Source organism: Stenotrophomonas sp. S49, assembly GCF_016624905.1.
GTDB lineage: Bacteria > Pseudomonadota > Gammaproteobacteria > Xanthomonadales > Xanthomonadaceae > Stenotrophomonas.
In genome coordinates this window covers 1-23,297 of sequence record NZ_JACVUD010000006.1, presented here as the reverse complement: position 1 = coordinate 23,297, position 23,297 = coordinate 1, and the positions used below count along the sequence as shown (strand labels likewise).

General features: G+C 68.0%; 22 protein-coding genes. 12 read left to right on the top strand and 10 right to left on the bottom strand.

Translation table 11 applies throughout. From position 1 onward, the window contains the following. Positions 1-34: 34 nt before the first annotated feature. The gene (locus IAE58_RS02320; protein ID WP_199933552.1) at positions 35-2,566 is read left to right on the top strand and encodes a sulfite reductase flavoprotein subunit alpha; all 2,532 of its coding nucleotides are present in this window, start codon (positions 35-37) and stop codon (positions 2,564-2,566) included. 63 nt (positions 2,567-2,629) lie between these two features. Here IAE58_RS02320 and IAE58_RS02315 read toward each other — a convergent pair whose 3' ends face one another. Further along, positions 2,630-5,167: a methyl-accepting chemotaxis protein gene (locus IAE58_RS02315; RefSeq protein ID WP_199933553.1), complete on the bottom strand. Its 2,538-nt coding sequence runs from the start codon at positions 5,165-5,167 to the stop codon at positions 2,630-2,632. Between the two features lie 201 nt (positions 5,168-5,368). Here IAE58_RS02315 and IAE58_RS02310 point away from each other — a divergent pair, with 201 nt between their 5' ends. After that, positions 5,369-6,205 carry an arylamine N-acetyltransferase gene (locus tag IAE58_RS02310; RefSeq protein WP_199933554.1) on the top strand — a complete coding sequence of 279 codons (837 nt, stop codon included), beginning with the start codon at positions 5,369-5,371 and terminating at the stop codon, positions 6,203-6,205. A 7-nt stretch (positions 6,206-6,212) separates the two neighbouring features. Here the strand turns inward: IAE58_RS02310 and IAE58_RS02305 are convergent, their stop codons facing one another. Further along, entirely contained in the window at positions 6,213-6,581 is a 369-nt protein-coding gene (locus IAE58_RS02305) for a VOC family protein (RefSeq protein ID WP_199933555.1), read from the bottom strand. 160 nt (positions 6,582-6,741) lie between these two features. Between IAE58_RS02305 and IAE58_RS02300 the strand changes: the two genes are divergently transcribed. After that, a complete protein-coding gene (locus IAE58_RS02300; protein ID WP_199933556.1) occupies positions 6,742-7,458 on the top strand; it encodes a transporter substrate-binding domain-containing protein in 717 nt (238 codons plus the stop codon). A gap of 151 nt (positions 7,459-7,609) precedes the next feature. On the opposite strand, the gene IAE58_RS02295 is transcribed toward IAE58_RS02300, so the two are convergent. Beyond that, positions 7,610-8,485, bottom strand: coding sequence for a LysR substrate-binding domain-containing protein (locus IAE58_RS02295; RefSeq protein WP_199933557.1), 876 nt, complete (start codon positions 8,483-8,485; stop codon positions 7,610-7,612). 92 nt (positions 8,486-8,577) lie between these two features. Between IAE58_RS02295 and IAE58_RS02290 the strand changes: the two genes are divergently transcribed. Next, entirely contained in the window at positions 8,578-9,513 is a 936-nt protein-coding gene (locus tag IAE58_RS02290) for an AEC family transporter (RefSeq protein ID WP_199933558.1), read from the top strand. 198 nt (positions 9,514-9,711) lie between these two features. Here the strand turns inward: IAE58_RS02290 and IAE58_RS02285 are convergent, their stop codons facing one another. The 3 genes from IAE58_RS02285 to IAE58_RS02275 form a co-directional block, all read right to left on the bottom strand. Next, entirely contained in the window at positions 9,712-11,259 is a 1,548-nt protein-coding gene (locus IAE58_RS02285) for an alkaline phosphatase (protein WP_199933559.1), read from the bottom strand. A 156-nt stretch (positions 11,260-11,415) separates the two neighbouring features. Further along, positions 11,416-11,979: a TetR/AcrR family transcriptional regulator gene (locus IAE58_RS02280; RefSeq protein WP_199933568.1), complete on the bottom strand. Its 564-nt coding sequence runs from the start codon at positions 11,977-11,979 to the stop codon at positions 11,416-11,418. A gap of 47 nt (positions 11,980-12,026) precedes the next feature. Further along, a complete protein-coding gene (locus tag IAE58_RS02275) occupies positions 12,027-12,623 on the bottom strand; it encodes an NAD(P)H-dependent oxidoreductase (protein ID WP_199933560.1) in 597 nt (198 codons plus the stop codon). A gap of 241 nt (positions 12,624-12,864) precedes the next feature. On the opposite strand from IAE58_RS02275, the gene IAE58_RS02270 reads away from it, so the two are divergent. Continuing rightward, positions 12,865-14,916 (top strand): TonB-dependent receptor, encoded by a 2,052-nt coding sequence (locus tag IAE58_RS02270; RefSeq protein WP_199933561.1) that lies wholly within the window; start codon positions 12,865-12,867, stop codon positions 14,914-14,916. 79 nt (positions 14,917-14,995) lie between these two features. Here the strand turns inward: IAE58_RS02270 and IAE58_RS02265 are convergent, their stop codons facing one another. Both IAE58_RS02265 and IAE58_RS02260 read right to left on the bottom strand, forming a co-directional pair. Next, positions 14,996-15,163: a hypothetical protein gene (locus IAE58_RS02265; RefSeq protein WP_199933562.1), complete on the bottom strand. Its 168-nt coding sequence runs from the start codon at positions 15,161-15,163 to the stop codon at positions 14,996-14,998. A gap of 4 nt (positions 15,164-15,167) precedes the next feature. Then, entirely contained in the window at positions 15,168-15,995 is an 828-nt protein-coding gene (locus IAE58_RS02260) for an isocitrate lyase/phosphoenolpyruvate mutase family protein (protein ID WP_199933563.1), read from the bottom strand. 156 nt (positions 15,996-16,151) lie between these two features. On the opposite strand from IAE58_RS02260, the gene IAE58_RS02255 reads away from it, so the two are divergent. The 4 genes from IAE58_RS02255 to accC all read left to right on the top strand — a co-directional run bounded on the left by IAE58_RS02255 (position 16,152) and on the right by accC (position 19,460). Beyond that, positions 16,152-16,862 (top strand): DOPA 4,5-dioxygenase family protein, encoded by a 711-nt coding sequence (locus tag IAE58_RS02255; protein WP_199933564.1) that lies wholly within the window; start codon positions 16,152-16,154, stop codon positions 16,860-16,862. Between the two features lie 237 nt (positions 16,863-17,099). Next, positions 17,100-17,543: a type II 3-dehydroquinate dehydratase gene (gene aroQ / locus IAE58_RS02250; RefSeq protein ID WP_108763040.1), complete on the top strand. Its 444-nt coding sequence runs from the start codon at positions 17,100-17,102 to the stop codon at positions 17,541-17,543. Between the two features lie 59 nt (positions 17,544-17,602). Further along, positions 17,603-18,082, top strand: coding sequence for an acetyl-CoA carboxylase biotin carboxyl carrier protein (gene accB, locus IAE58_RS02245; RefSeq protein ID WP_108754331.1), 480 nt, complete (start codon positions 17,603-17,605; stop codon positions 18,080-18,082). A 10-nt stretch (positions 18,083-18,092) separates the two neighbouring features. Then, complete coding sequence (accC, locus tag IAE58_RS02240; RefSeq protein ID WP_010481079.1) at positions 18,093-19,460, top strand: acetyl-CoA carboxylase biotin carboxylase subunit; 1,368 nt, start codon at positions 18,093-18,095, stop codon at positions 19,458-19,460. Between the two features lie 113 nt (positions 19,461-19,573). On the opposite strand, the gene IAE58_RS02235 is transcribed toward accC, so the two are convergent. Further along, complete coding sequence (locus IAE58_RS02235) at positions 19,574-19,948, bottom strand: hypothetical protein (RefSeq protein ID WP_108754332.1); 375 nt, start codon at positions 19,946-19,948, stop codon at positions 19,574-19,576. Beyond that, positions 19,945-20,910 (bottom strand): hypothetical protein, encoded by a 966-nt coding sequence (locus IAE58_RS02230; RefSeq protein ID WP_199933565.1) that lies wholly within the window; start codon positions 20,908-20,910, stop codon positions 19,945-19,947. The genes IAE58_RS02235 and IAE58_RS02230 overlap by 4 nt, the downstream gene beginning before the upstream one ends. A gap of 150 nt (positions 20,911-21,060) precedes the next feature. Here IAE58_RS02230 and prmA point away from each other — a divergent pair, with 150 nt between their 5' ends. The 3 genes from prmA (at position 21,061) to fis (ending at position 23,157) form a co-directional block, all read left to right on the top strand. After that, a complete protein-coding gene (gene prmA / locus IAE58_RS02225) occupies positions 21,061-21,981 on the top strand; it encodes a 50S ribosomal protein L11 methyltransferase (RefSeq protein ID WP_199933569.1) in 921 nt (306 codons plus the stop codon). Positions 21,982-22,023: 42 nt separating this feature from the next. Beyond that, positions 22,024-22,767: a DUF3426 domain-containing protein gene (locus IAE58_RS02220; protein ID WP_199933566.1), complete on the top strand. Its 744-nt coding sequence runs from the start codon at positions 22,024-22,026 to the stop codon at positions 22,765-22,767. A gap of 114 nt (positions 22,768-22,881) precedes the next feature. Then, positions 22,882-23,157, top strand: coding sequence for a DNA-binding transcriptional regulator Fis (gene fis, locus IAE58_RS02215; RefSeq protein WP_108751030.1), 276 nt, complete (start codon positions 22,882-22,884; stop codon positions 23,155-23,157). The last annotated feature ends 140 nt before the right edge of the window (positions 23,158-23,297 follow it).

Here is a 23,297-nt window from a genome sequence, read left to right as displayed (position 1 = left end):
GGGATGCTGCGGCAGACCCACGGCCCCCTTCCCGATGTTCAAGAACGTCCTGTTCCAGCTGCACTGGTTCCTCGGCATCACCGCCGGCACCATCCTGGCCATCATGGGCCTGAGTGGCGCGGCGCTGTCGTTCGAGGACGAGCTGCTGCGCGCCGCCAACCCCGGCCTGGCCGGCATTGCCGAACATCACGCCGACGGCCAGCCGCCGCTGAGCCTGGACGAACTGGTGCCGATGCTGCAGGCCGGCAGCGACCGGCCCCTGCAACGCCTGCGCGTGGATGCCACCGGCCAGCGTCCTTCGGTGGCGCGCTTCGAAGGCGGCAAGGAACACTGGGTCTACTTCGACCCGTACAGCGGTGAGCGCTTCAGCACGCTGCGCGGCCAGGCCTTCTTCGACTTCGTCGAAGACCTGCACCGGCACCTGGCCGCCGGCGAGCGCGGCAAGCTGCTGACCGGCAGCTGCGCGATCATCCTGCTGTTCTTCGTTCTTTCCGGCCTCTACCTGCGCTGGCCACGACATTGGTGGCGCCCCCGCACCTGGCTGGCCGTGGAATGGAAACGCAGTGGCCGCAGCTTCCTGTGGAGCCTGCACTCGGTGGTCGGCACCTGGGTGCTGCTGGTCTACCTGGTCATCGTGCTGACTGGCCTGTGGTGGTCGTTCGACTGGTACCGCGATGGCGTGACCCGCCTGCTGGGCGATGGCCGCAGTGCCCCCCGTGCCCACGTGCAGCCCGGCCCGCTGGACATGACGCGGGTGCAGGAAGGCCTGTACGGCCTGCCCGGCGTGCGCAGCGGCTACATCGACCTGCGTCTGCCCGGCAAACCGGGCCAGCCGATCACCGCCCGGGTGATGGCCGGCGATCCCGCCCTGCGCGGTGGCGGCCATGACCGTGCCCAGGACAGCCTGCAGATCGACCCGGGCACCGGCGCCGTGCTGGAGCACCGCCCTTACGGCCAGCTGGATGCGGGCGGCAAGGTCATGACCAGCATGTTCGCGCTGCACTCGGGCAGCTTCTTCGGCCTGCCCGGTCGCGTGATCGTCATGCTGTCCAGCCTGTGCATGACCCTGTTCTTCATCACCGGTTGGATGCTGTACCTGGACCGTCGCCGCAGCCAACGCGCCGCGCGCGCGTTGCGCCAGTCGCTGCCGGACACCGGCACCAGCCTCGCCCAGGAAGGTACGCCGTGGCGGGTGGTACACGCCAGCCAGAGCGGCCTGGCCGAACAGCTGGCTTGGCGCGCAGCGGCCCAACTGCAGGCGGCCGGGCACCCGGTGCAGGTACTGCCGCTTGCGCGGCTCAGCCTGCAACAGCTGCAGGACACGCCGCAGGTGCTGTTCGTGCTCAGCACCTTCGGCGATGGCGAGCCCCCGGACAACGCGCGCCGCGCGGCCCGCCAGCTGCTCGCGCAGTCGGCCGATCTTTCCGGTCTGCGCTACGGGCTGCTGGCGCTGGGCGATCGCCAGTACCCGCACTACTGCGCCTTCGGCGTGCAGGTGGATGACTGGTTGGCACGCAACGGCGCGCAGCCGTTGTTCGACCGCATCGACGTGGATGCGGCCGCGGTGGCGTCGCTGCGCCAATGGCAGCTGCAGCTGGGTGCGTTGACCGGCATCCACACTGATGACAGCGTGCTGCCGCCGGCCACCGCGCTGCATGACTGGCAGCTGCTGCAGCGCACGCTGTTGAATCCCGGCAGCATGGGCGGGCAGATCTGGGCCATCCGCCTGGCCCCGCCGGCGAACCAGCACTGGAAGGCCGGCGACATCCTGCACATCGCACCGCGCAACGCCGCCGCGCACGCGCGCGCCGTACTGCAGGCGCACGGGCTGGACCCGCTGCAGCCGACCCGCGTGGATGGACAGACCCGCACCCTGCTGCAACTGGCCAGCGAGCGCGTGCTGCCCGATGGCCTGCCGGCCGTGCCGGTGCAGGACGGCTGCCTGTGGCTGTCCGGGCTGCCGCTGCTGCCTGGTCGTGAGTACTCGATCGCCTCCTGTTCCGCCGATGGCGCGGTGGAACTGGTGGTACGCCTGACCCACGACAGCGCCGGCCGTCCCGGTCTGGGCTCCGGCTGGCTGGCCGTGCATGCGGCGCCTGGCGAAAGCATTGCCGCGCGCGTACACCACAATCCCGGTTTCCAGCGCGTGGCCGGAACCCCGATGGTGCTGATCGGCAACGGTACCGGCATCGCCGGCCTGCGCAGCCTGCTGCGCGAAGCCGCTGCCGACGGCGAGCACGGGCACTGGCTGCTGTTCGGCGAGCGCCAGCGCGCGCACGACCTGCTGTTCGCCGACGAGCTTGCGCACTGGCAGGCCGACAGCCATCTTGCACGGGTAGACCTGGCGTTCTCGCGCGATGCCGACGGTGGCGGCTACGTGCAGCACCGGCTGCAGGCGGCAACCGGCGAACTGAAAGCGTGGCTGGCACGCGGTGCGGTGATCCACGTCTGCGGTTCGCTGCAGGGCATGGCCGAAGGCGTGGACCAGGTGCTGCGTGCCGCGCTGGGCGACGATGCCGTGGAAACGCTGCTGGAGAACGGGCGCTACCGCCGCGACGTGTACTGAGTCGATCGGCCGGGCATGGCCCGGCGCTTCCCGGTAACGCCGGGTCTTGCCCGGCGAAGGCGATCAAGCGGCCGCGCGTGGGCGCCGCTGCGGCTGCAGGCGGAACGCCGATACCGCTTCGGCCAGAGCCTGTACCTGTGCCTGCATCTGCGCCGTGGAGGCGCCCGCCTCTTCCACCAGAGTGGCATTACGCTGCGTACTCGATTCCATCTGCACGATGGTCTGGTTCACCTGCGCGATGCCGGCGTGCTGTTCCTGCGATGCGCTGCGGATGGCGGCGAGCAGTTCAGCCAGCTGCTGCACGCTGCCGACGATATCGCCCATCGTGGTGCCGGCCTGCTCAGCCAACGCATTGCCCCGGCCAACGCGGGTGACCGAATCTTCGATCAGCGCTTTGATCTGCTTGGCCGCCTCGGCACTGCGCTGGGCCAGCAGGCGCACCTCCGAGGCCACCACTGCGAAGCTGCGGCCCTGCTCGCCAGCACGCGCGGCTTCAACTGCGGCGTTCAGTGCCAGGATGTTGGTCTGGAAGGCGATGCCGTCGATCAACTGGGTGATGTCGCCGATACGGCGCGAGGCTGCGCTGATGCCGTGCATGGTTGCCACCACCTGACCGACTGCCTGGCCGCCGCGCGCCGCCACGGCTGCCGCGCTCTGCACCAGCGCGTCGGCGCGGCCGGCGGCATCGGCGTTGCGGCCAACGGTATCTGTCAGCTCATGCAGGGAGGCGGCGGTCTCTTCCAGGTTGGCCGCCTGCTGTTCAGTCCGTTGCGATAGATCGTGGTGGCCGGAGACGATTTCGCCAACGCCCAGATCCAGCTGTGCGGTGGCCTGCTGGATGCGGGTGACGATGCGCCCAAGCTGGCCAACGGTGGCATTGGCATCGTCGCGCATGCGTGCGAAAACGCCTTGCAGTTCGCCGTCCATGCGCACGCTCAGGTCGCCGCGCGCCAATGCCGCCAGCAGCGCCTGCAGGTCGGCAAGGTTGGTCTCAAAGGTGGCCAGAAGATGGTTGATGCTGGTGGACAGGGTCCGTACGAAGCCCTGCTTGCCTTCCAGTGCAATGCGGCCGTGCAGGTCACCGTGCGCAGCGGCATCGACCAGTGCCGCCACCTCGGTTTCCAGCAGAGTTTCCAGCGCACGGCTGCGCCATTCCACCGCCACCCCAAGGAAGTGCCCGTCGTCGACAATAGCGTTGGCGATCAGCTGATAGCGCACGCCCGCATGCGCGATCTCGTGCTCCTCGCGGCGGCGTGCGCCGGCCAGGCCGACCATCGCCGGATGCAGGCACGCGGCATCACTGCCCACCAGGGTGTCGATCTGCAGCGCCAGCAGCTTCAGCAGCGCCGGGTTGGCGTAGGCCACGCAGCCCTCGGCGTCGATCACCATCAAACCGGTCTGTGCACTGTCCAGCGCCTGGCGCACCCGGGTATTGCCACGCGCGACCGAACGCTCGTCTTCGATCCGTGCGCGCAGCCGCTGCTGCATGTGGATCAGCCGCTGTGCCAGCTGGCCGATCTCATCGCTGTCGTTGTGCACGCGCAGCGTGGTATCCAGGCGGTCGTCGGCGATGTCGCTGGCGAAGCGCAGCGTGTCCTGGATCGGGCGGCGTACGGCGCGCAGGACCAGCACCAGGCTGGTGATCAGCACGCCCGCAACCAGCACGAGGGTGAACGCGAACAACGCGCCCATGGCGCGAGCGCCCCGTTGCTGGCGGGACTGTACCTGCGCCAGTGCGGCCCGCTGTGCTTCCTGGAACGTGGCCACTGCCGGCGCCACGGCGGCGGCGGTATCCAGCAGGGACTGCGCTTCCACGTCCAGGCCGACCCGCGCGGCGGTATAGCCCAGCAACGTGGCCTGATAGGCATCCATGGCGCTGCGCAGACGTTCCTGGGCATCGGCCGGCAACCCGACCAAGGCGAGGTCGAAAGGTAGTTTCTCTTCGCTTGCGCGGTCTGCATGGGTGGAGTCGCCATCGAGCAGCAGCAGCGCTTCCTGCCGGCGCATCTTCTGGACATGCAGCTCCAGCGCGGGACGCTGCTGCGCCGCCACCGCCGCCTGCAGCGTATCGGCAGCCTGCTGCAGCTGCGCGGCCAAGCCCGCCTCGCCCCGTCCCATCTCGTCAACACGCGCGAACAGCGCCGTGATGCCGTCGGAGAAGCCGTCCACGGCCTCCGCCAGAGACTGCAGTGCCTTGCGCCGGCCAGCGTCCATGGGTTGCGCACGCAGCGCCTGCAGGTCGCGTTGCAGCGACTGCTGCGTGACCAGCAATTGGCTGCGGTCGGCATCGTCGAAACTGCGTGCATACTGTGTCTGCAGGCGACGCGCCTCGGCCACACGGGTGGCCAGCGCTGCGGCCAGGTCGCTGCCACGCTGGTAGCTGGCCTGCGTGCGTGCGGCCTGTGCGCTGGCGTGGCCGGTCCAGGCATACACCCCAGCGATGGCCACCAGGCCCAGGCCGCAGACCCACAGGGTGGCTTTCAGCTTGTTGGCGACGCTGAGCCGATGCGGCTGCAGCCAGCGCAGCACGCCAGGAAACGCCGAGCGCAGACCATCCAGGCGGGTGCGCAGGGATCGGAGGCGGGGCACCGCGATCAACATGACATACTCCAGGCAGAAGGACGCACCTGTATCGGCCTGGATCGTCGGGACTTTAGCCCTTGTTTCGGCGGCCATCGCGGCACCGGCGGTCGCGGTCTTTGTACCGGCCACAGACGACGGGGGAATGACACGGCCCTGCCGCTTGACCTCAACCCCGGTTGCGGTTGCACAGTAGGGTTCTATGCCCCACCCGGTGCCGTGATGACCACGCTCGATGTCCCCCGCTACCTGCAACGCCTGCAGTTGTCGGCCGCGCCGTCGGCCACCCTTGCTGGGCTGGCCGAGCTGCAGCAGCGCCACAACGCCCACGTACCCTTCGAGACGCTGACCTGCCTGCTGCGCGATGCGGTGCCGATCGATCTGGACAGCGTGCAGCGCAAGCTGCTGCACGCCCAGCGCGGCGGTTACTGCTTCGAGCTCAACGGCGCCTTCCTGGCGCTGCTGCAGGCGCTGGGTTTCGATGCCCACCCGCTGAGCGCGCGCGTGCTGCTGTCGGCCGGCGACGGCGAACTGACCCCGCGTACCCATTTGTTGATCCGGGTACGCCTGGATGACGAGGACTGGCTGGTGGACACCGGCTTTGGCAGCCTGACCCCGACCGTACCGCTGCGCCTGCGCGAGACCGCCGTGCAGGACACGCCGCACGAGCACTATCGGCTGCAGCGGCTGGACAATGGCGATTTCCTGCTGGCCGCCAGCAGCGGCGATGACTGGCGTTCGCAGTATCGCTTCGACTTGGCCTCACCGGCGGCGGCCGACAACGAAGTGGGCAACTGGTACGTGTGCACGCACCCGCACTCCAGTTTCCCGGGCGAGCTGCGTGCTTCGCTGACCGGCCCGGACTGGCGCCGCACCATCGGCAGCGGCAACTACACCGAGTACCGCCACGGCCAGACGCCGCAGAAGCGGGCGCTGCGCGATGTGGCCGATGCGCGGCAGGTCCTGCAGGATCGCTTCGGGGTGCGGCTTCCCGACGATGCGCGGCTGGACCCCGCCATTGCAGGGTGGTTGCAACGATGGCAGTCCGCTGCCTCGTAACCGGGCGTCAGGCTGCCGGGGCCTGCACGGCAATGCGGTTGCCTTCGCTGTCGGCGATCTCCGCCACGTGCCACCCACCGGCCAGGGCAGGGCCGAACCGCAGCGTGGCACCCGCCTGCAGCGCACGGGCCAGGCTGGCGTCCAGGTCATCGACACCGATGTAGATGCGCGCCCCCTGCTCCGAGGGCCGATAGTCCGCTCCCTGTACCAGGGCCACGCTGGCGCCGCCGGCGTCATCGTCGAACGGCAGGTAGGCCATCATGCAGTCATGCACCGGCACCGGGGCATCGATCACCACCTGCAGCCAGCGCTGGTAGAACGCGATGGCACGGGCCAGGTCGGCCACTGGAATCTCAACATGCATGACAGGGTTCATCGCTGCGCCACTTCGCTTCAGATGATGCGCAGGGTAATCGCCTTCAGCACCGCGCGGGGGGCATCGCCGGCACCGAGCCTGTCGCGGAGCATGGAGGGCGCACGCCGCAGGAACGCTGTGGCTGGCATGCTTGGGTTCCCCGTGCCTTCCGGAGTACCCCATGCCGCTGTCCGACTTCCGCACTGCGCTCGCGCCGCTTGGCTACCTTCGGGTCGCCATCAACCTGGGCAACCCGGTGCTGGCGCAGGGCGACGCATCGGCGCCGCGCGGCCCTTCGGTGGAACTGGCCAAGGCGCTGGCGCAAAAGCTGGGGGTCGCGCCGCGCTTCACCTGCCATGATGCCGCCGCATCAGTCGTGGCGGCCGCCGCCGATGATGATTGGGATCTCGCTTTCCTGGCCATTGATCCAGCGCGCGCCGATCGCATTGCCTTCAGCGCACCGTATGTGGAAATTGAAGGCACCTACCTGGTCCGTGATGACAACCCGGCACGGCACGTGGCCGATCTTGATCGCGATGGCATGCGCATCGCGGTGGGGCGCGGCGCGGCCTACGATCTGTTTCTCAGCCGTGCGTTGCAGCACGCGCGCATCGAGCGCGCCGACACCTCCGCCGCCGCCATCGCCCTGTTCGACCAGCAGCGCCTGGACGCGGCCGCAGGCGTACGCCAACCGCTGCAGGCGTGGGCGGCGCAGCACCCCGGCCACCGCGTGCTGGCTGACCGGTTCACCGCGATAGCGCAAGCCGTGGCGGCGCCGGCCGCGCGTCCGGTGGCGGCGCTGCAGGCGTTGTTTGCCGAAGTGGATGCGATCCGGCAGACATCGCTGGTGGCCGAAGCATTCGACCGCGCCGGGCAGCAGGTCACCCTGCTGCGGTAAGGACCGGTAGAGTCGAGCTTGCTCGACTGCCGCGTTCCGTAGAGTCGAGCTTGCTCGAATGCTTCTGGCGGTCCAGTCAAGCGCGACTCGACTCTACAAAGAGCGAAGAACAGTCGAGCAAGCTCGACTCTACAGACAGCAAAGCCCAACGCTACGGGTTGGCGATGCAGGCGAGCAGGCGCGGCAACGCCGGGTTGCGGTTGCCATCACGCCAGAACAGGACCTGCTGCACCTGCGGGCCATCCTTCAGCGCCACGAATGCAACGCCAGGCACCCCCAGCCGGCGCAGCGACGCCGGCACCAGCGCGATGCCCAACCCTTCCGCGACCAGGCTGACGATGCTCTGCTGCAGCTGAACTTCCAGACGTATCCGCGGCTCCAGCCCGGCGGCGCGGAAGCACGCGTCGATCGCTTCGCGCAGCGTCGGCACCACTTCGGCAGGCGCGGTGATCAGGCCTTCATCGGCCAGCGCCGCCACGGCCACCTGAAGCCGCCGCGCCAGGCGGTGGCCCAGCGGCACCACCACGCACAACGGCTCCTGCAGCAATGGCTGCATCTGCAGACCGCGCATTGCTGCGGGCGCGAAACCAATGCCGGCATCCAGCTCGCCACTGAGCACCCCGTCCAGCAGGGGGAACGGCAGTGCCTCGCGCAGGCGTAGCTGAACCTGCGGGCACGCTGCCATGAACCGGCACGCCAACGGCGGCACCGAACTGTGTGCGGCGTGCATCATGAAGCCGACCTGCAGTTCGCCCTGTTCACCGGCGTCGATCTGCCGGGCCGTGTGGCAGGCCTGCTGCAGTGAGGCCAGCACGGCACGCGCATCTTCGCGGAAGCGCTGGCCGGCCGGGGTCAGCCGCACATGGCGCGAATCGCGCTCGAACAGTGCCACCCCCAGCGAGCGTTCCAGCGCCGCGATCTGCCGGCTGAGCGGGGGCTGTGTGACGTGCAGGCGCTCGGCCGCACGGCCGAAGTGCAGGGTCTCTGCCACGGCCAGGAAGTAGCGCAACGGGCGGATGTCGATCATGCACAAAGGGTATCGCTGAATGCCGAAGAAAGCATTGGAAGGTATGGATGGCGCTGCGTAGCCTTGTAGCCCCTCCCCTTCTCCAAGCCGCCATGTGGTCTGTACTGGCGATCGTGCTTCCCATCTTCGCCCTGGTGTTCGCGGGTTGGGTGGCACGCCGCAGCGGCGCCCTGGGCCCGCACTCCACCAGTGAACTGAACCGGTTCGTGGTCTACCTTGCGCTGCCCGCGCTGCTGTTCGACGTGGTGGCCCACGCGCAGTGGAAGGACCTCTGGCACCCCGGCTTCGTACTCAGCTTCGGCATCGGCACGGCGCTGGTGTTCGCGGCCACAGTGCTGCTGCGCCGACGCGGTGGCCATGCCCTGGCCGATGCCAGCATCGACGGCCTGAATGCCGCTTACGGCAACACCGGTTTCATGGGCTTTCCACTGGCGGCAGCGGTCCTGGGCCCGACCGCACTGGCACCGACCCTGGTCGCCACCCTGCTGACCGTCTGCGTGCTGTTCGCCGTGGCCATCATCTTGATCGAAGCGGGCCTGCAGCGCGAACAGCGCCTGCACCATCTGCTGTGGAAGGTCAGTCGATCACTGGCGCGCAACCCGCTGCTGCTGGCACCAGCGCTGGGCATCGTGCCGATGGCAACCGGTCTGGCCGTGCCCGGGCCGATGGATGCCTTCCTGAAGCTGCTGGGCAGCGCCGCCGCGCCCTGCGCATTGATCGCACTGGGCCTGTTCCTGGGTGAGCGCCGCAATGTTGCACCCGGCGCCGCACGCAGCGCAGTGGGCCTGGGCGCGGCAAAGCTGCTGCTGCAACCGCTGCTGGTGTGGGTGCTGGCCACACGGGTGTTTGCGCTGCCCACACCGCTGGTACATGCAGCGGTGTTGCTGGCAGCTCTTCCCACCGGCACCGGGCCGTTCATGCTGGCCGAGTTCCATCGGCGCGAGGCCGCGACGACCGCGGCGACGGTGCTGGGGACGACCGTGCTGTCACTGCTGAGCGTGACCGCGTATATGGCGCTGATCCGGTAGCGTCGCACCTTCTGGGCGCAGGACTTCTGTAGAGTCCAGCCTTGCTCGGCTGCCGGAATATGTAGAGTCGAGCTTGCTCGACTACCGCCTTCCGTAGAGTCGAGCTTGCTCGACTGCTTTTGGCAGTCCAGTCGAGCAAGCTCGACTCTACAAAGCGCGACGAGCAGTCGAGCAAGCTCGACTCTACGAAGAGCGGAGTCAGCGGCTCAGGGCTTCCTGCACGGCCAGCGCTACGTCGGTGTTGTCGATGTAGCTGCCGTCATTCCAGCCCACGTGCTGGCGGTAGCCGGCATCGACGCCGCGCACGCGCCGGGCCAGGCCTTCGGCGCCGTTGCCCTTGGCCCACAGCGGCACCAGCCCATTGGAATGGTTGCCGGTGGGGCGGAAACTCATGCCCGGCAGCTGCCCGCGGCCGTTGTTGCGTACTGGCTGGAACGCCACCTGCTGCGCATCCGGGCCCATCGGCATGCTGTTGTCGTGGTCGGTGGTGATGATCAGCAGGTTGCGTTCCCAACCGCCATTACGTTCGATCCAGCCGACCACCGCGGCGACCGCATCGTTGAACTCCACCGTTTCCTCGATCAGACGGCCGAACTGCGGCTGGTCGGTGCAGGCGCCGTAGTGCCACTCGGTACCAAACGCGCTGGTGTGCGCAGCCCAGTCGGTGGCCCCACCTTCCACCATCAGGAACAGGCCCTTCTGCGAGCGCTGCTGCAGGAACTGCAAGGCACCCCGGGTCATGGTGGCCAGGTCGGGCACGCTGTCGATCTTCTTCACCCCGGAAGGTGTCGCCGCATCGCGCCCGACCACGGCCAGCTGCCGCGCCTGCTGCAGCGTGTTGGCGACCTGCGGCACGCCGATCAGCGGGCGATCACTGGGCAGGCGACCGGCGGCCAAGGCGGTGAATTCATCCTTGCTGCGGATCAGTCGCCACGCACCCGCCGGATTGCCGGCAATCGGCGTGCCAGCTTCCAGCTGCTTCCAATCCTGCTGTGACACCCATTCCCAGGGGTTCTGGCAGCCCTCGGCGGCGACCGCATCCAGGCCGTCCACGCAGGGCCTGCCGTCCACGCTGTAGCCGGGGCCGCCGGTGCCCATCACCAGATCCATGTGGCCCTGCGCCAGCATCTGGTGGGCAATGGCGTGGTAGCTGTTGCGCGATTCGTTCTGCGCCGCGAACGCCGCGGGCGTGGCATGCGCGAACGGCACCGAAGTGACCACGCCGGTGGCCATGCCCAGGCGCTTGGCGCGCAGCGTGTTGAAGTCCACCGGCACGCCGTCGTTGCTGAAGTTGATCGCGTTGTTGTACGTCTTTACCCCGGAAGACAACGCGGTGCCAGCCGCTGCACTGTCGGTGGCCACGGCGGCCAGGTACTGGTATCCCGCGAACGGCAGGTCGGCGGCAGGTACGGCGATGGCACTCCACGCACGCGATGCGTCGTAGCCGATGGTCTGCGCGGCATCTCGGGTGGGCTGGCTGCTGGCGTTCAACGGGAACGTGGTCACGCCCAGGCGCTGCGGGAACTGCGCGTAGGGCGCGCCCTCGCGACTGCCGTACTGCCAGTAAGCGGCAGCATCCCAGGTGCCCCAGCCGGCGCCATCGTTGATCATCACGATCACGTTGTGCGGCCCGGTGGTTCCGGCCAGCGGCGCGTCGCCGCGCGCGACGGGCTGGCATGCGGCCAGAGCGGCCACCATGGCCAGCAGCGACGGGCACAGCCAACGTCGCGAGGAAAATTGGGTCATGAGGGTTCCTGCAGTGCGAGCGGCGGCGATGCCGCCAACAGCAGGTGGTTATACCGGCGCAATGTTGCAGATTGGGTAGCGTCGAGCGTGCTCGACGGCAAGCCAGGTAGAGTCGAGCAAGCTCGACTCTACGAAGAGCGAGGCGCAGGCGCGGCGCTACGATGCCCGCGTGACGATGTCCACGATCAGCCGTTGCAGTTCGGATTCTGCGTCCGCTTGCGGCAGGGCGGCGCCAGCCACGGCCTCGGACAGCGCCTCGGCAGCACCCAGGATCGCCCAGCGCCCAGCCACGGGCACCTTGCCATCGACTACAAACGGACCCAACCACTGCGCGCACTGGTCGACGAAGTCCTGCTGGTAACGATGGCGAACGTCGCGCAGTTCGGGCGAGCCAGCCAAAGCGGCAAGAATCGCCTGGATATCGCTGCCCTGCGAGAGCACACAGTCGATGTAGCCCGATGCAATGGCCCGCGCCCGCTCGGCCAGCCGCGCGGGCGCCGCGCCGATGCGCGCCTCGAACACCGCCGTCTGTCGCTGATCGTAGTCGGCATACAGTGCAGCCAGCAGGCCATTGCGGGTGATGAAATGATCGTACGCCACCGGCTTGGTCACGCCCGCCGCTTCGGCCAGCCGCCCCAGGCTGAGTGCATCGGTGCCCTCGCTGCCCACCAACGCCCAGGCCACATCCAGCAACTGGCGGCCGCGCTGTTCACGCGACATCCGGCGGCGGGTGGGTGTGGCGGCGGTGGACATGCAGCGGCTCTACATCACGGCGTGGGTGTGCCTATGGTACGGCCGATGGCCGCAGCGGTCTGCAGATGTGCCTGGCCCTGGCCGCTGTCAGCATCGAGCAGCAGGTTGGAAGAACGCACCGTGGCACCGCAGTAGTCGAAGATGCCCATATCAATCTGTGTCTTCATGGCCGCCCCATAGCCGCGGCGTTCGATCATCTCCGCGCCGGCGCCCCCCAGGCCGACCAGATGCACCTGCAGGCGCTGCAGTTTCTTTTCCACCTTGCCATCGGCACCGTCGGCATACGCCCAGCCTTGGGTGAACACACGGTCGATCCAACCCTTCAGCAGGGCCGGGAACGACCACCAGTACAGCGGGTAGACCAACACCAGCGTATCGGCGGCATCCAGTCGTGCGTGCTCGGCAGCGACGTCAGCGGGCACTGCCCCACTCTGGCGGAACAGGGCCATGTCATCGGCGTTGAAACGGGGATCAAATCCCTCGCTGGCAAGATCAGCCACGGTCACGCTGTTGCGGGCGTCAGCGCTCGCAATCGCATCGCTGATGCGTGCGGCCACCGCGTGGGTAAGCGAGTGGGGCTCGGGGTGAGCAACGACGATAAGGCTGTGCATGAAAGACACTCGAACATGGAATAAGTTACCAATAGTAATTAATGCCCATGTTTCCACCAGTGCTTATGGCAGGACGCTGATTTCAGCTGGATTGACACCCCACAGGGCCGATCGTGGCCTTGTGTATCGCCCCGCATCAAATGCGAATGATTCGTGATACGATTGTTAAGGAATACTGAACCCCCCACACACGGACGTCCCAGCCATCGCCAGTGGACCCTCTTACAGGAGCACCTGCGCGATGTCGCACGCCTCACCGAACCGCCGCCGTTCCATTGCCACCCTGACCGCCGCGATCGGTCTGGCGCTGGCTGCCCATGCCCATGCTGATGCCAGCGCCGATGCCTCCTCGGCGCGCCAGCTGGACACCGTGGTAGTTACCGCCACCGGTGCCCAGCAGTGGATCAAGGATGCCCCGGCCAGCATCAGCGTGATCACCCGCGAGGAGATCGAGCGCAAGCCGGTCAGCAGCATCGGCCAGCTGCTGAGCACCGTGCCCGGCGTGACCGGCGGCTACGCGCTGTCCGGTGCGCAGTCGAAGATCCGCCTGCGCGGCCTGCCCGAGCAGTACACGCTGATCCTGATCGACGGCCGCCGCCAGGGCAGCTCGGCCGGCGTGAACTACCGCGATGACCTGGGTCCGCAGGATCTGAACTGGCTGTCGCCGGACATGATCGAGCGCATTGAAGTGGTGCGTGGCCCGATGTCCTCGCTGTACGGTTCGGACGCGATGGGCGGTGTGATCAACATCATCACCCGCAAGATCGCCGACCACTGGGGCGGCTCGGCCACCTTCAACTACAGCAAGCCCGATTCGGATACGCGCGGCAACACCACGCAGATGGGCGCGCTGTTCAGTGGCCCGCTCACCCAGAACCTGGGCGTGCGCGTGGGTGCCAACGTGACCGACCGCGAATCGGACCGCGGCGCGCGGCAGACGCCCGGAAACAAGGCGGAAAATGCCAACGTGCAGTTCCATTGGCGGGTGAACGACAACCACAGCGTGGGCGTGGAAGCCTCGCGCGGCACCCAGCGCAACAGCGGCGCCGGTGCGGTCAGCAGCTGGGGCCTGTCCAAGCTGGTGCAGACCGGCTACGTGCTCAGCCATGACGGCAAGTACGGCGATGCCAGCACGTCCAAGACCACGCTGGTGCAGAACGATTACGAAGACAAGGGCAGCACGGTCGGCAACCACTCGAAGGAAACCGTCTTCGATACTGCCTTTGCCACCGGCTTCCACTGGGGCTTCGAGCACAGCCTGAACGTGGGCGGGCAATGGAAGCGCGAGGAGCTGGAAAACAGCGACACGATTGGCACCGTGCCGGTGACCTGGACCGGCAGCGGCCGCATCAGCCCCACCAGCGAGGCCGATTCGTGGGCGCTGTTCGCCGAAGACCACATCACCCTGCACGAGCGCTTCGTGCTGACCCTGGGCCTGCGCTGGGACAACACTGAAAACTACGACGACAACCTGAGCCCGCGCATCTACGGCGTGTGGCACCCGGCCGATGCGTGGACCGTGCGTGGTGGCATTTCCAAGGGCTTCCGCGCGCCCAACCTGAAGCAGGGCACCGCCGGTGCGGCCACCCAGTCCGGTGGCAACGGCTGCCGCGCGTTGACCGTGGAAGGCTGGAGCAGCACCTCGGTGAATGCCGATGGCACGCGCGGCTGCTACATGGCCGGCAACCCGAACCTGGAACCGGAAACCAGCACCAACTACGAGCTGGGCCTGGGCTATGACCGGGGCGGCTGGTCGGCGTCGGCCACCTACTTCCTGACCAACTTCGACGACAAGATCGAGCAGGTGCCGCTGAGCCAGATTCCCGGCCAGACCACCAGCTTCGTCAACGGCTACTGGTGGACAGTGGCGCAGAACATCCAGAAGGCGCGCACCCGCGGCGTGGAAGCCAGCGTGACCGTGCCGCTGCATGAGCGCCTGAGCTGGACCACCAATGCCACGCGCATGCTCGAATCGAAGAACCGCACCACCGGCGCCACCCTGCTGGTGGTACCGGAACTGACTGCCAACACCTCGCTGGAATGGCAGGTGACCGATGCCTGGTCGCTCAATGCCAGTGCGCAGCACATCGGCAAGCAGCTGGTGTCGGCCACCAGCGCCACCTTCGCCAAGGCCTACACCACGTGGGACCTGGTCACCGGCTTCGACGTGAACGAGAACCTGACCCTGCGTGCCGGCGTGCTGAATGTGGGTGATGTGTCCACCATCGACGAAGGCAACAACTACGACGGCGGCGCACGCACCTTATTCGTCGGCGCCACCGCGCGGTTCTGATCAAACCGTGGGGTCGGATCCCTTCGCGCAGCGAAGGGCTCCGACCCCAGCCTGCGCCCCATCCACGCATGGCGTGGATCTACCGGGCCAGGTCCCGCAGTGGCACGATCATGGTTTCCTGCAGGTGCTGGTGGTGCCAGGTACTGGCACCCCGTGCATGGCCTTCCAGCCGCAGCGCCTGCGCGGGCCATTTCAGCACCGCCTCCAGTTCGCGCACCAACGCGACATAAGCCGCTACGTTGTCCACGGCGTCAGCGGAACAGGTCGTTCAGGGCGGCGCCGGCAGCGGCCTGCTGCAGCCCGTCGAAGCGGCCCTCGCACACAAGCGGATCGGTGGCCTGCATCAATCCTCCCCACGCCGCGCGGGCCAGCGCGCCGCCCAGGCTGACCCGGCGCACGCCCAGCGCCGCGATGTCCCGCAGGGTCAGCGCCGTCGGGCCACCCACCAGCAGATTCACCGGCGTGCCGTCCGCGGCGGCCACCACTGCCTGGATCTGCTCGACCGTGGTGATGCCCGGGGCGTACAGCACATCGGCACCGGCCGCCGCGTAGGCACGCAGGCGCTGCAGCGTATCGTCCAGATCCGGTACGCCCACGAAGAAGTTCTCTGCGCGCCCCACCAGCAGCACATCGGCGGCGGCGCGATCAATGGCCGCACGTGCGGCACGCAGGCGTTGCACGGCCTCATCCAGCGGGCGCAGCGGTGTGTCAGCAAGACCGCTGGCGTCTTCGATCGACAGTGCGGCAATGCCGGTGTCCAGCGCTGCGGTCACCGCCTGGCCCACATCATCGGGGGTGGCGCCAAAACCATCGCCAAAGTCGGCGTTCAACGGCAGATCGGTGGCCGCGGCCATCAAGCGCAGATGGTCCAGCGTGGCCTGCAGCGAAACCGCACCGTCGGGCCGGCCTTCGCTCCACGCACAGCCGGCACTGGTGCTGGCCAGGGCCTGGAAGCCCTGCCGCTGCAGATAGCGTGCGCTGCCCACGTCCCACGGGTTGGGCAGCACGAAGCAACCCTGCGCATGCAGCTGGCGGAAGGCGGCACGCTTGCGCTGGATCTGGGCGTCTGTAGAGGTCATGGCAGACAGGCGGAGTGGCGACAGCGCCACCCTAGCCCGCTGGCCCACGCAACTCAACGCCACATGGCGTGGCTTTCATGAAGTGATGCTGCCCGCTTATTGGACAGGCGCCAGGCGCTGCGCAACCGTGGCAGGCCCCCCTTCAGGAGTCCGGACATGCCCATCGATACTGGCACGCTGCTGCCCACTGGCGATGATCGCGATGCGCAGCGGGCTGACCTGGGCTCACCGGTGCGCCGGCGCCTGCTGGCGTCCGCCGGAGTGGCGGTGGGCGGGCTGGCCAGCGCCAGTGCCGGCGCCGCGCCCAACACCACCGAGCCGGGGCGCCCGGGCTTCCGCCCGATCGTTCCGCCGCCCGCGCAGGGGCACAGCCCCTGGGGCCAGGACACGGTGAGCGAAGCCACACCGCGCCCGGTCAGCGTCCGCCCAGGCGAAACGCCACTGCCCGACCGGCCGCGCGCCTACACCGATATCAAGAGCTACCACGCGCATATCTATTTCGACGAAGACAGCTACCAGAAGGCGGCACTGCTGCGGCGCTGGGTGGTCGAGCGCTTTCCGGTGGAACTGGGCAACTGGAACCTGCAGCCGCGGGGCCCGCACGTAACGCCCTCGTTCTACTTCGGTTTCCGCAACGACCTGCTGCCGGTGCTGGTGCCGTGGCTGCAGCTGAACAGCCTGGGCCTGACCATCCTCATCCACCCCAACACCGGCGATGGCCGTGCCGACCATCTGCACTACGCGCTGTGGGTGAACCGGGCGCAGCCGGTGAACGCCTACAACTGGCCCGCGCCACCACCGGGTGGAACCGAAGCGCTGGAAGAAGTCTTTCCCAACGTGGTGCCCACGGTGCCGCTGGAGACCTGAGCGCGGTACATTCATCCCCGCATGGCGCGGATCCACCCCTCCGGGGCCATTGTCGGCGTACGTGCTGCCATCGCCGCCGATGACAACGTTCAGCCAGCCTTGATCCGCCCTGCCGCATACAGCCACAAGGGCCACGGCGAATTTCAAACAAACGATTGAAACGCCGCAAACTTCGCCGAACTGGACACCATCCTCAGGTTCCGCCAGACTGCCGCCCTTTCCCGTTGATCGGATTCCATGGCGAAGCTGCTGGTCCTGCACGGCCCCAACCTCAACCTGCTCGGCACGCGCGAGCCGGAGGTCTACGGGCACACCACGCTGGCCGACATCGACCAGGCCCTGGCTGCCCAGGCGGGCGCCGCCGGCCACGCCGTGGACAGCCTGCAATCCAACGCCGAGCACGTGCTGGTGGACCGCGTACAGGCCGCACGCGCCGACGGAACCGCTTTCATCCTGATCAACCCGGCCGCCTTCACCCACACCTCGGTCGCCCTGCGCGATGCGCTGGCGGCGGTGGCGGTGCCGTTCATCGAAATCCACCTCTCCAACCCGCATACCCGCGAACCGTTCCGCCAGCACAGCTATTTCAGCGACAAGGCGGTGGGCGTGGTGTGCGGCTTCGGCGCCGACAGCTACCGCTACGCGATGGACGCGGCCCTGCTGCGGCTGTCGGCCACCTGATTGTCGAACCGGGCGCCCATGGCGCCCTCCTCACCTAGATAGAAACCAAAGAGGCCCTCATGGATCTGCGCAAAATCAAGAAGCTGATCGACCTGCTGGAAGAGTCGAACCTGGCTGAAATCGAAATCAAGGAAGGCGAAGAATCCGTGCGCCTGTCGCGCGCCCCGGTGGCCGGCTACGCCGCGCCGGTCGCGGCCCCGGTGTACGCCGCACCGGCCGCCCCGGCGGCCCCGGCCATGCCGATGCAGTCGCCCACCGAAGCCTCCACCGGCGGCACCGCCAAGCCGGGCCCGGCCCTGCCGGAAGGCCACGTGCTGCGTTCGCCGATGGTCGGCACCTTCTACGCTTCGGCCGCCCCGGACAAGCCGGCCTTCGTCACCGTTGGCCAGCAGGTCAAGGAAGGCGAAACCCTGGCCATCATCGAAGCGATGAAGATGTTCAACCCGATCGAAGCCGACAAGTCCGGCACCATCGTCGCCATCCTGGGCGAGAACGGCCAGCCGGTGGAATTCGACCAGCCGCTGTTCGTGATCGGCTGAGGGGCACGCCATGCTCGACAAAGTCGTCATTGCCAACCGAGGGGAGATCGCGCTGCGCATCCTGCGCGCGTGCCACACCCTGGGCATCCGCACGGTGGCCGTGCATTCCACGGTCGACCGCAACCTCAAGCACGTGGCCATGGCCGACGAGTCGGTCTGCATCGGCCCGGCGCCGTCGCCGCAGAGCTACCTCAACATTCCGGCGCTGATCGCCGCCGCTGAAGTCACCGACGCCCAAGCCATCCACCCGGGCTACGGCTTCCTGTCGGAAAACGCCGATTTCGCCGAGCGCGTGGAAGAATCCGGCTTCATCTTCATCGGCCCCAAGGCCGACACCATCCGCATGATGGGTGACAAGGTTGAAGCGATCCGCGCGATGAAGTCCGCCGGCGTGCCGTGCGTGCCCGGCTCGGGCGGCCCGCTGGGCGAAGACATCGTGGCCAACACCAAGATCGCCCGCGAGATCGGCTACCCGGTCATCATCAAGGCGGCCGGTGGCGGCGGTGGCCGCGGCATGCGCGTGGTGCACGCCGAAGCCTCGCTGAAGACTTCGATCGAAACCACCAAGAGCGAGGCCAAGGCCGCGTTCGGCAATGGCGAGGTCTACATGGAGAAGTTCCTGGAGAATCCGCGCCACGTGGAAATCCAGGTACTGGCCGACGGCCAGGGCAACGCCATCCACCTGGGTGAGCGCGACTGCTCGATGCAGCGCCGCCACCAGAAGGTGGTGGAAGAAGCCCCGGCACCGGGCATCACCGCCGAACAGCGCGAGCAGATCGGCAAGGTGTGCGTGGAAGCCTGCATCCGCATCGGCTACCGCGGCGCCGGCACGTTCGAGTTCCTGTACGAGGACGGCCGCTTCTACTTCATCGAAATGAACACCCGCATCCAGGTGGAACATCCGGTGACCGAAATGGTGACCGGCATCGACCTGGTGGCCGAGCAGCTGAAGATCGCCGCTGGCCAGAAGCTGTCGATCAAGCAGAGCGACGTGGTGCTGACCGGCCACGCCATCGAATGCCGCATCAACGCCGAAGATGCTGAAACCTTCGTGCCGAGCCCGGGCACCATCACCGGCTTCCATCCGCCGGGTGGCCCCGGCGTACGCGTGGACACTCACATCTACAGTGGCTACCGCGTGCCGTCGAACTACGACTCGATGATCGGCAAGCTGATCGTGCACGGCCCGGACCGCGAAACCGCCATCGCCCGCATGCGGGTGGCGCTGAGCGAAATGGTGGTGGACGGCATCAAGACCAACGTGGCGCTGCAGCAGCGCATCATGCGTGACAAGGGCTTCCAGGCCGGTGGGCAGAACATCCACTACCTGGAAAAGCGCCTGGCCGAACGCAAGAACAAGCCGATCGCATTGACCTGATCGCGCAGCCAACGCTGGGCACGAAAAGGGCGGGGATTTCCCCGCCCTTTTCCGTTGCGCGCGGCGACGATGCGCAACGCTGCCGGGCAGAGCCCGGCGCTACCGGGCGCAGGTCAGCGCTTGTCGGCCACTTCGGCGGGAATCTGCGAATTGGCCAGCGGGCGGACACCGTTGGGCGAGGTCGGATCGACGATCACCATGGTTTCGGTGGAACCATCGGGCCAGACCACCTGGAAGGTGCTGCCGGCCGGCAACGAAGCGAACGGCACCCCACTCTGCGCGCGGTACACCGCAGCGACCTGGCTGGCACCGGCGCGGCGCACGGCTTCCTGCGCCTTCACCGTGGTCAATTCCACCTTTGACAGGTGCCGGTAGCGATCTTCGTAGGTGTCGATCATCAACAGGCCGACCGCACCGGCCGAGTAAGCCACGAACAACACCACCCAGAACCAGAACTTGGCGCCATGTAGTAAACGACGGTAGTTCATCGCCCTGCTCCCGTACCAATCAATCGCTTGATCCACTCTTTCATCTTCCCCGCACCTTGCCGCGAAACCGCGGCGTCATACACGAAATCCCGGAAATCCTGCGTTCCACCCTGCGAACAGATCCCTCCGTTCGCGCAATAACTGTTCACCAGCACGCTGTCGGCGCCGCACGGCAGCCCCAGCTCGCAGGCGGCAACACGCCAGGCCAGCTCGCTCAGCTGTTCGCCGGCAACCATGCCGGTCATCGCCTTGTCGCCGGCCGCGCGCAGGCCCATGGCCGGCGCCAGCGCCATGTAGGCCTCGGGGTCGCGCGATGCCTGCACGCGCTGCACCAGCTCGCGGCGGTACTGCTCGCTGTCCTGCAGCGGCTCGCCTTCGGCCAGCAGCGATGCTTCCGCCGCCAGGTTGCCTTCCTGCGCCGCGCGCCGGCGCTCGCCGATCACCAGCGCCGGCCCGAGCTTGTCGCCCGGCACGAAGCCACCGCAGCGCTGGGCCACGCGTTCGCGCGCCTGCACCATGGCCGGCGCCGCGCTCAGCCCCAACCCGGCCAGCACGTTGTTGTCCAGGCGGTAGCCGCCCGGGTCCACCGCGTACTGCGCGCAGTAGTCGTAGACCCGGCTCAGCATCCAGCGCGCTTCGTGGTTGCCGTTGTCGGCCTGCACGCGCAGGCGCTGCGCATAGGCGAACAGATCGGTCTCGCCTTCGATATCCGCGCGGATATCCAGCGGCAGACCGGACGGCAGCGCGGTGCTGCGCTCGACGCCCGACAGACGCCGGGCCAACGCTTCGGGCACCACCGGCACCAACGCATCGCCCACAGACGATGCGGACACGTCCACCGGTACCGCCACGCCATCCTGCAGCGCGTGGCCATGGCCGCTGGCCCGGTAACCGGCCACGCCAAGCACCGCCACGGCGGGCAGCACGAGCAACCAGGTTTTCAGGGTGGGAGCGAAGGCCATGAGCGACAGAAGTGGACGCGGGACACAGCAAAGCCGGCATTTTAGCAAGCCCCCGAAGCGCTGTCTGAACCGCTGCGGTTCATCTCAGGGCATACGGAGACGGCCGGATGGTCTAGCATGGCCCCCTTTCCCGCGATTGTCCCCACCGCCATGCCGTTCCTGGAACTGACCCTACGCTGCACCGAAGCCACCCAGCCCCGCTATGAAAACGCGCTGGAGGACGTGGGCGCGCTGGCCGTCACCCTGCTTGATGCCGAAGCCGACACCAGCAACGAACAGGCCATCCTCGAACCGGGCGTGGGCGAAACCCCGCTGTGGGACACCCTGGTGCTGAGCGCCCTGTTCCCGGCCGACAGCAATGCGCTGTTGCTGCTGGCGGCGCTGGAAGCGTTCGACCCGGACCTGGACTGGAGCGGCGGCAGCTTCCGCGCCGTGGAAGACGAAGACTGGGAACGCGCCTGGCTGGACCAGTTCCAGCCGATGGATTTCGGCAGCCGCACCTGGATCGTGCCGTGGAACCATGAACTGCCGGAGGCCGCGCAGGCCGCCGATGCTGCCGTCGTGCGCCTGGACCCGGGCCTGGCCTTCGGCTCGGGCACCCACCCGACCACTGCGTTGTGCCTGCGCTGGCTGGACCAGCTGGCCGTGGATGGCCAGCTGCAGGGCCAGCGCGTGCTCGACTTCGGCTGTGGCTCGGGCATCCTGGCCCTGGCGGCGCTGAAGCTGGGCGCGGCCGCAGCGATCGGCGTGGACAACGACCCGCAGGCGCTGGTGGCCACCGCCGACAACGCCGAGCGCAATGGCGAGCAGGCGCGCATGCACGTCTATCTGCCGCAGGACGAACCGGTGGCGACCTATCCCATCGTGGTCGCCAACATCCTCGCCTCGGCGCTGGACGCCCTGGCCGAACTGCTGGCCGCTCGCGTGGCTGCCGGTGGCCGCATCGCCCTGTCGGGCATCCTGCATGGCCAGGAAGGCGAACTGCTGCAGCGCTATGCCGCCTGGTTCGACGAACTGCAGGCCACCCAGGATGGCGATTGGATGCGCATCACCGGCGTACGCCGCGCCTGATCGTGGTTGAATGAGCGCTGGATCCGAGCCGGTGCCCTGACGATGTCCGAGCCGAACCCGCCGCGTCGCCCGCTGGCCACCTTCCTGCGCACTGCGCCGGGAGCCGACGCCGCACCTGCCGACGCCACCGGTCACGCCGCCCCGCAGCTGCTGCAGGAAGGCGAGGCAGCAGACGACGATCAGGACACCTCGGCCCCGCTCGCGCAGCACGAGGAACCCGTCGCACGCGCCGATGTCGACGCCCACCAGGCCGAAAGCGACAGGTTGGATGCGGCCGTTGCCAGCGAGGCGCCCAGCTTCCTGGGCATGCGTCCGCGCGCGCGACCGTCACCGCGCTGGCACTGGGCGCTGGTTGCAGGCCTGGCCCTGCTGCTGGTGCTGCAGAGTGTGCTGGCCGACCGCGCGCGCCTGGCCGCCGATGCCGGCCATCGGCCCTGGATCAGCGCACTGTGCGGCGTGCTTCGTTGCAGCCTGCCGGCCTGGCGCGAACCCACGGCGTTCACCATGACCAGCCGCGAGATCCGCCCCCTGCCGGGGCAGGCGGGCGTGCTGCAGGTGCAGGCCAGCATCCGCAACGATGCACGCTGGGCACAGGCCTGGCCGGACCTGCGCCTGTCGTTGTCCGATGCCGATGGCCGCCTGATCGGCAGCGGTGTGTTCACCCCGGCGCAGTACCTGGGCGAGGCCCCGGCGGCCACGCTGGAGCCCGGGCAGAGCGCGCGGGTCGCGTTCCGCGTGCAGGAGCCGGCGGCCTCCACCGTCGCATTCACCTTCGAGTTCCTCTGACCAAGGTCGAGGCGTCAGGCCGTGGCAGCTCGGGCACGCTCGCGCTAGACTGACGGCCAATCACACGTCCGCCTGCGCGCACCGCGCGCACCGGCCTTCAGATCGGGAACCCCCTTGAACGCTGTCCTCACTCGTCCTGACACCAGTCGTGGCGCTGCCCGGCCACCGCTGCGCGAACACGTAGCCCAGTCCGTGCGCCGCTACCTGCGCGACCTTGATGGCTGCGATGCGGACGATGTGTACGAGATCGTGCTGCGCGAGATGGAGATTCCGCTGTTCGTGGAAGTGCTCAACCACTGCGAAGGCAATCAGAGCCGCGCCGCGGCCATGCTGGGCATCCACCGCGCCACCCTGCGCAAGAAGCTGAAGGAATACGGCATCAGCGCGTAAGCGCACCGGTGTGTAGAGTCGAGCCATGCTCGACTGCTCCTGTGCGAGGCAATCCGCGAAGAGCAGTCGAGCATGGCTCGACTCTACCCAGTAGCAACTGTCTTGTCAGGGGCTGCCGAGGGCCACCTCGGCGTCCCGCT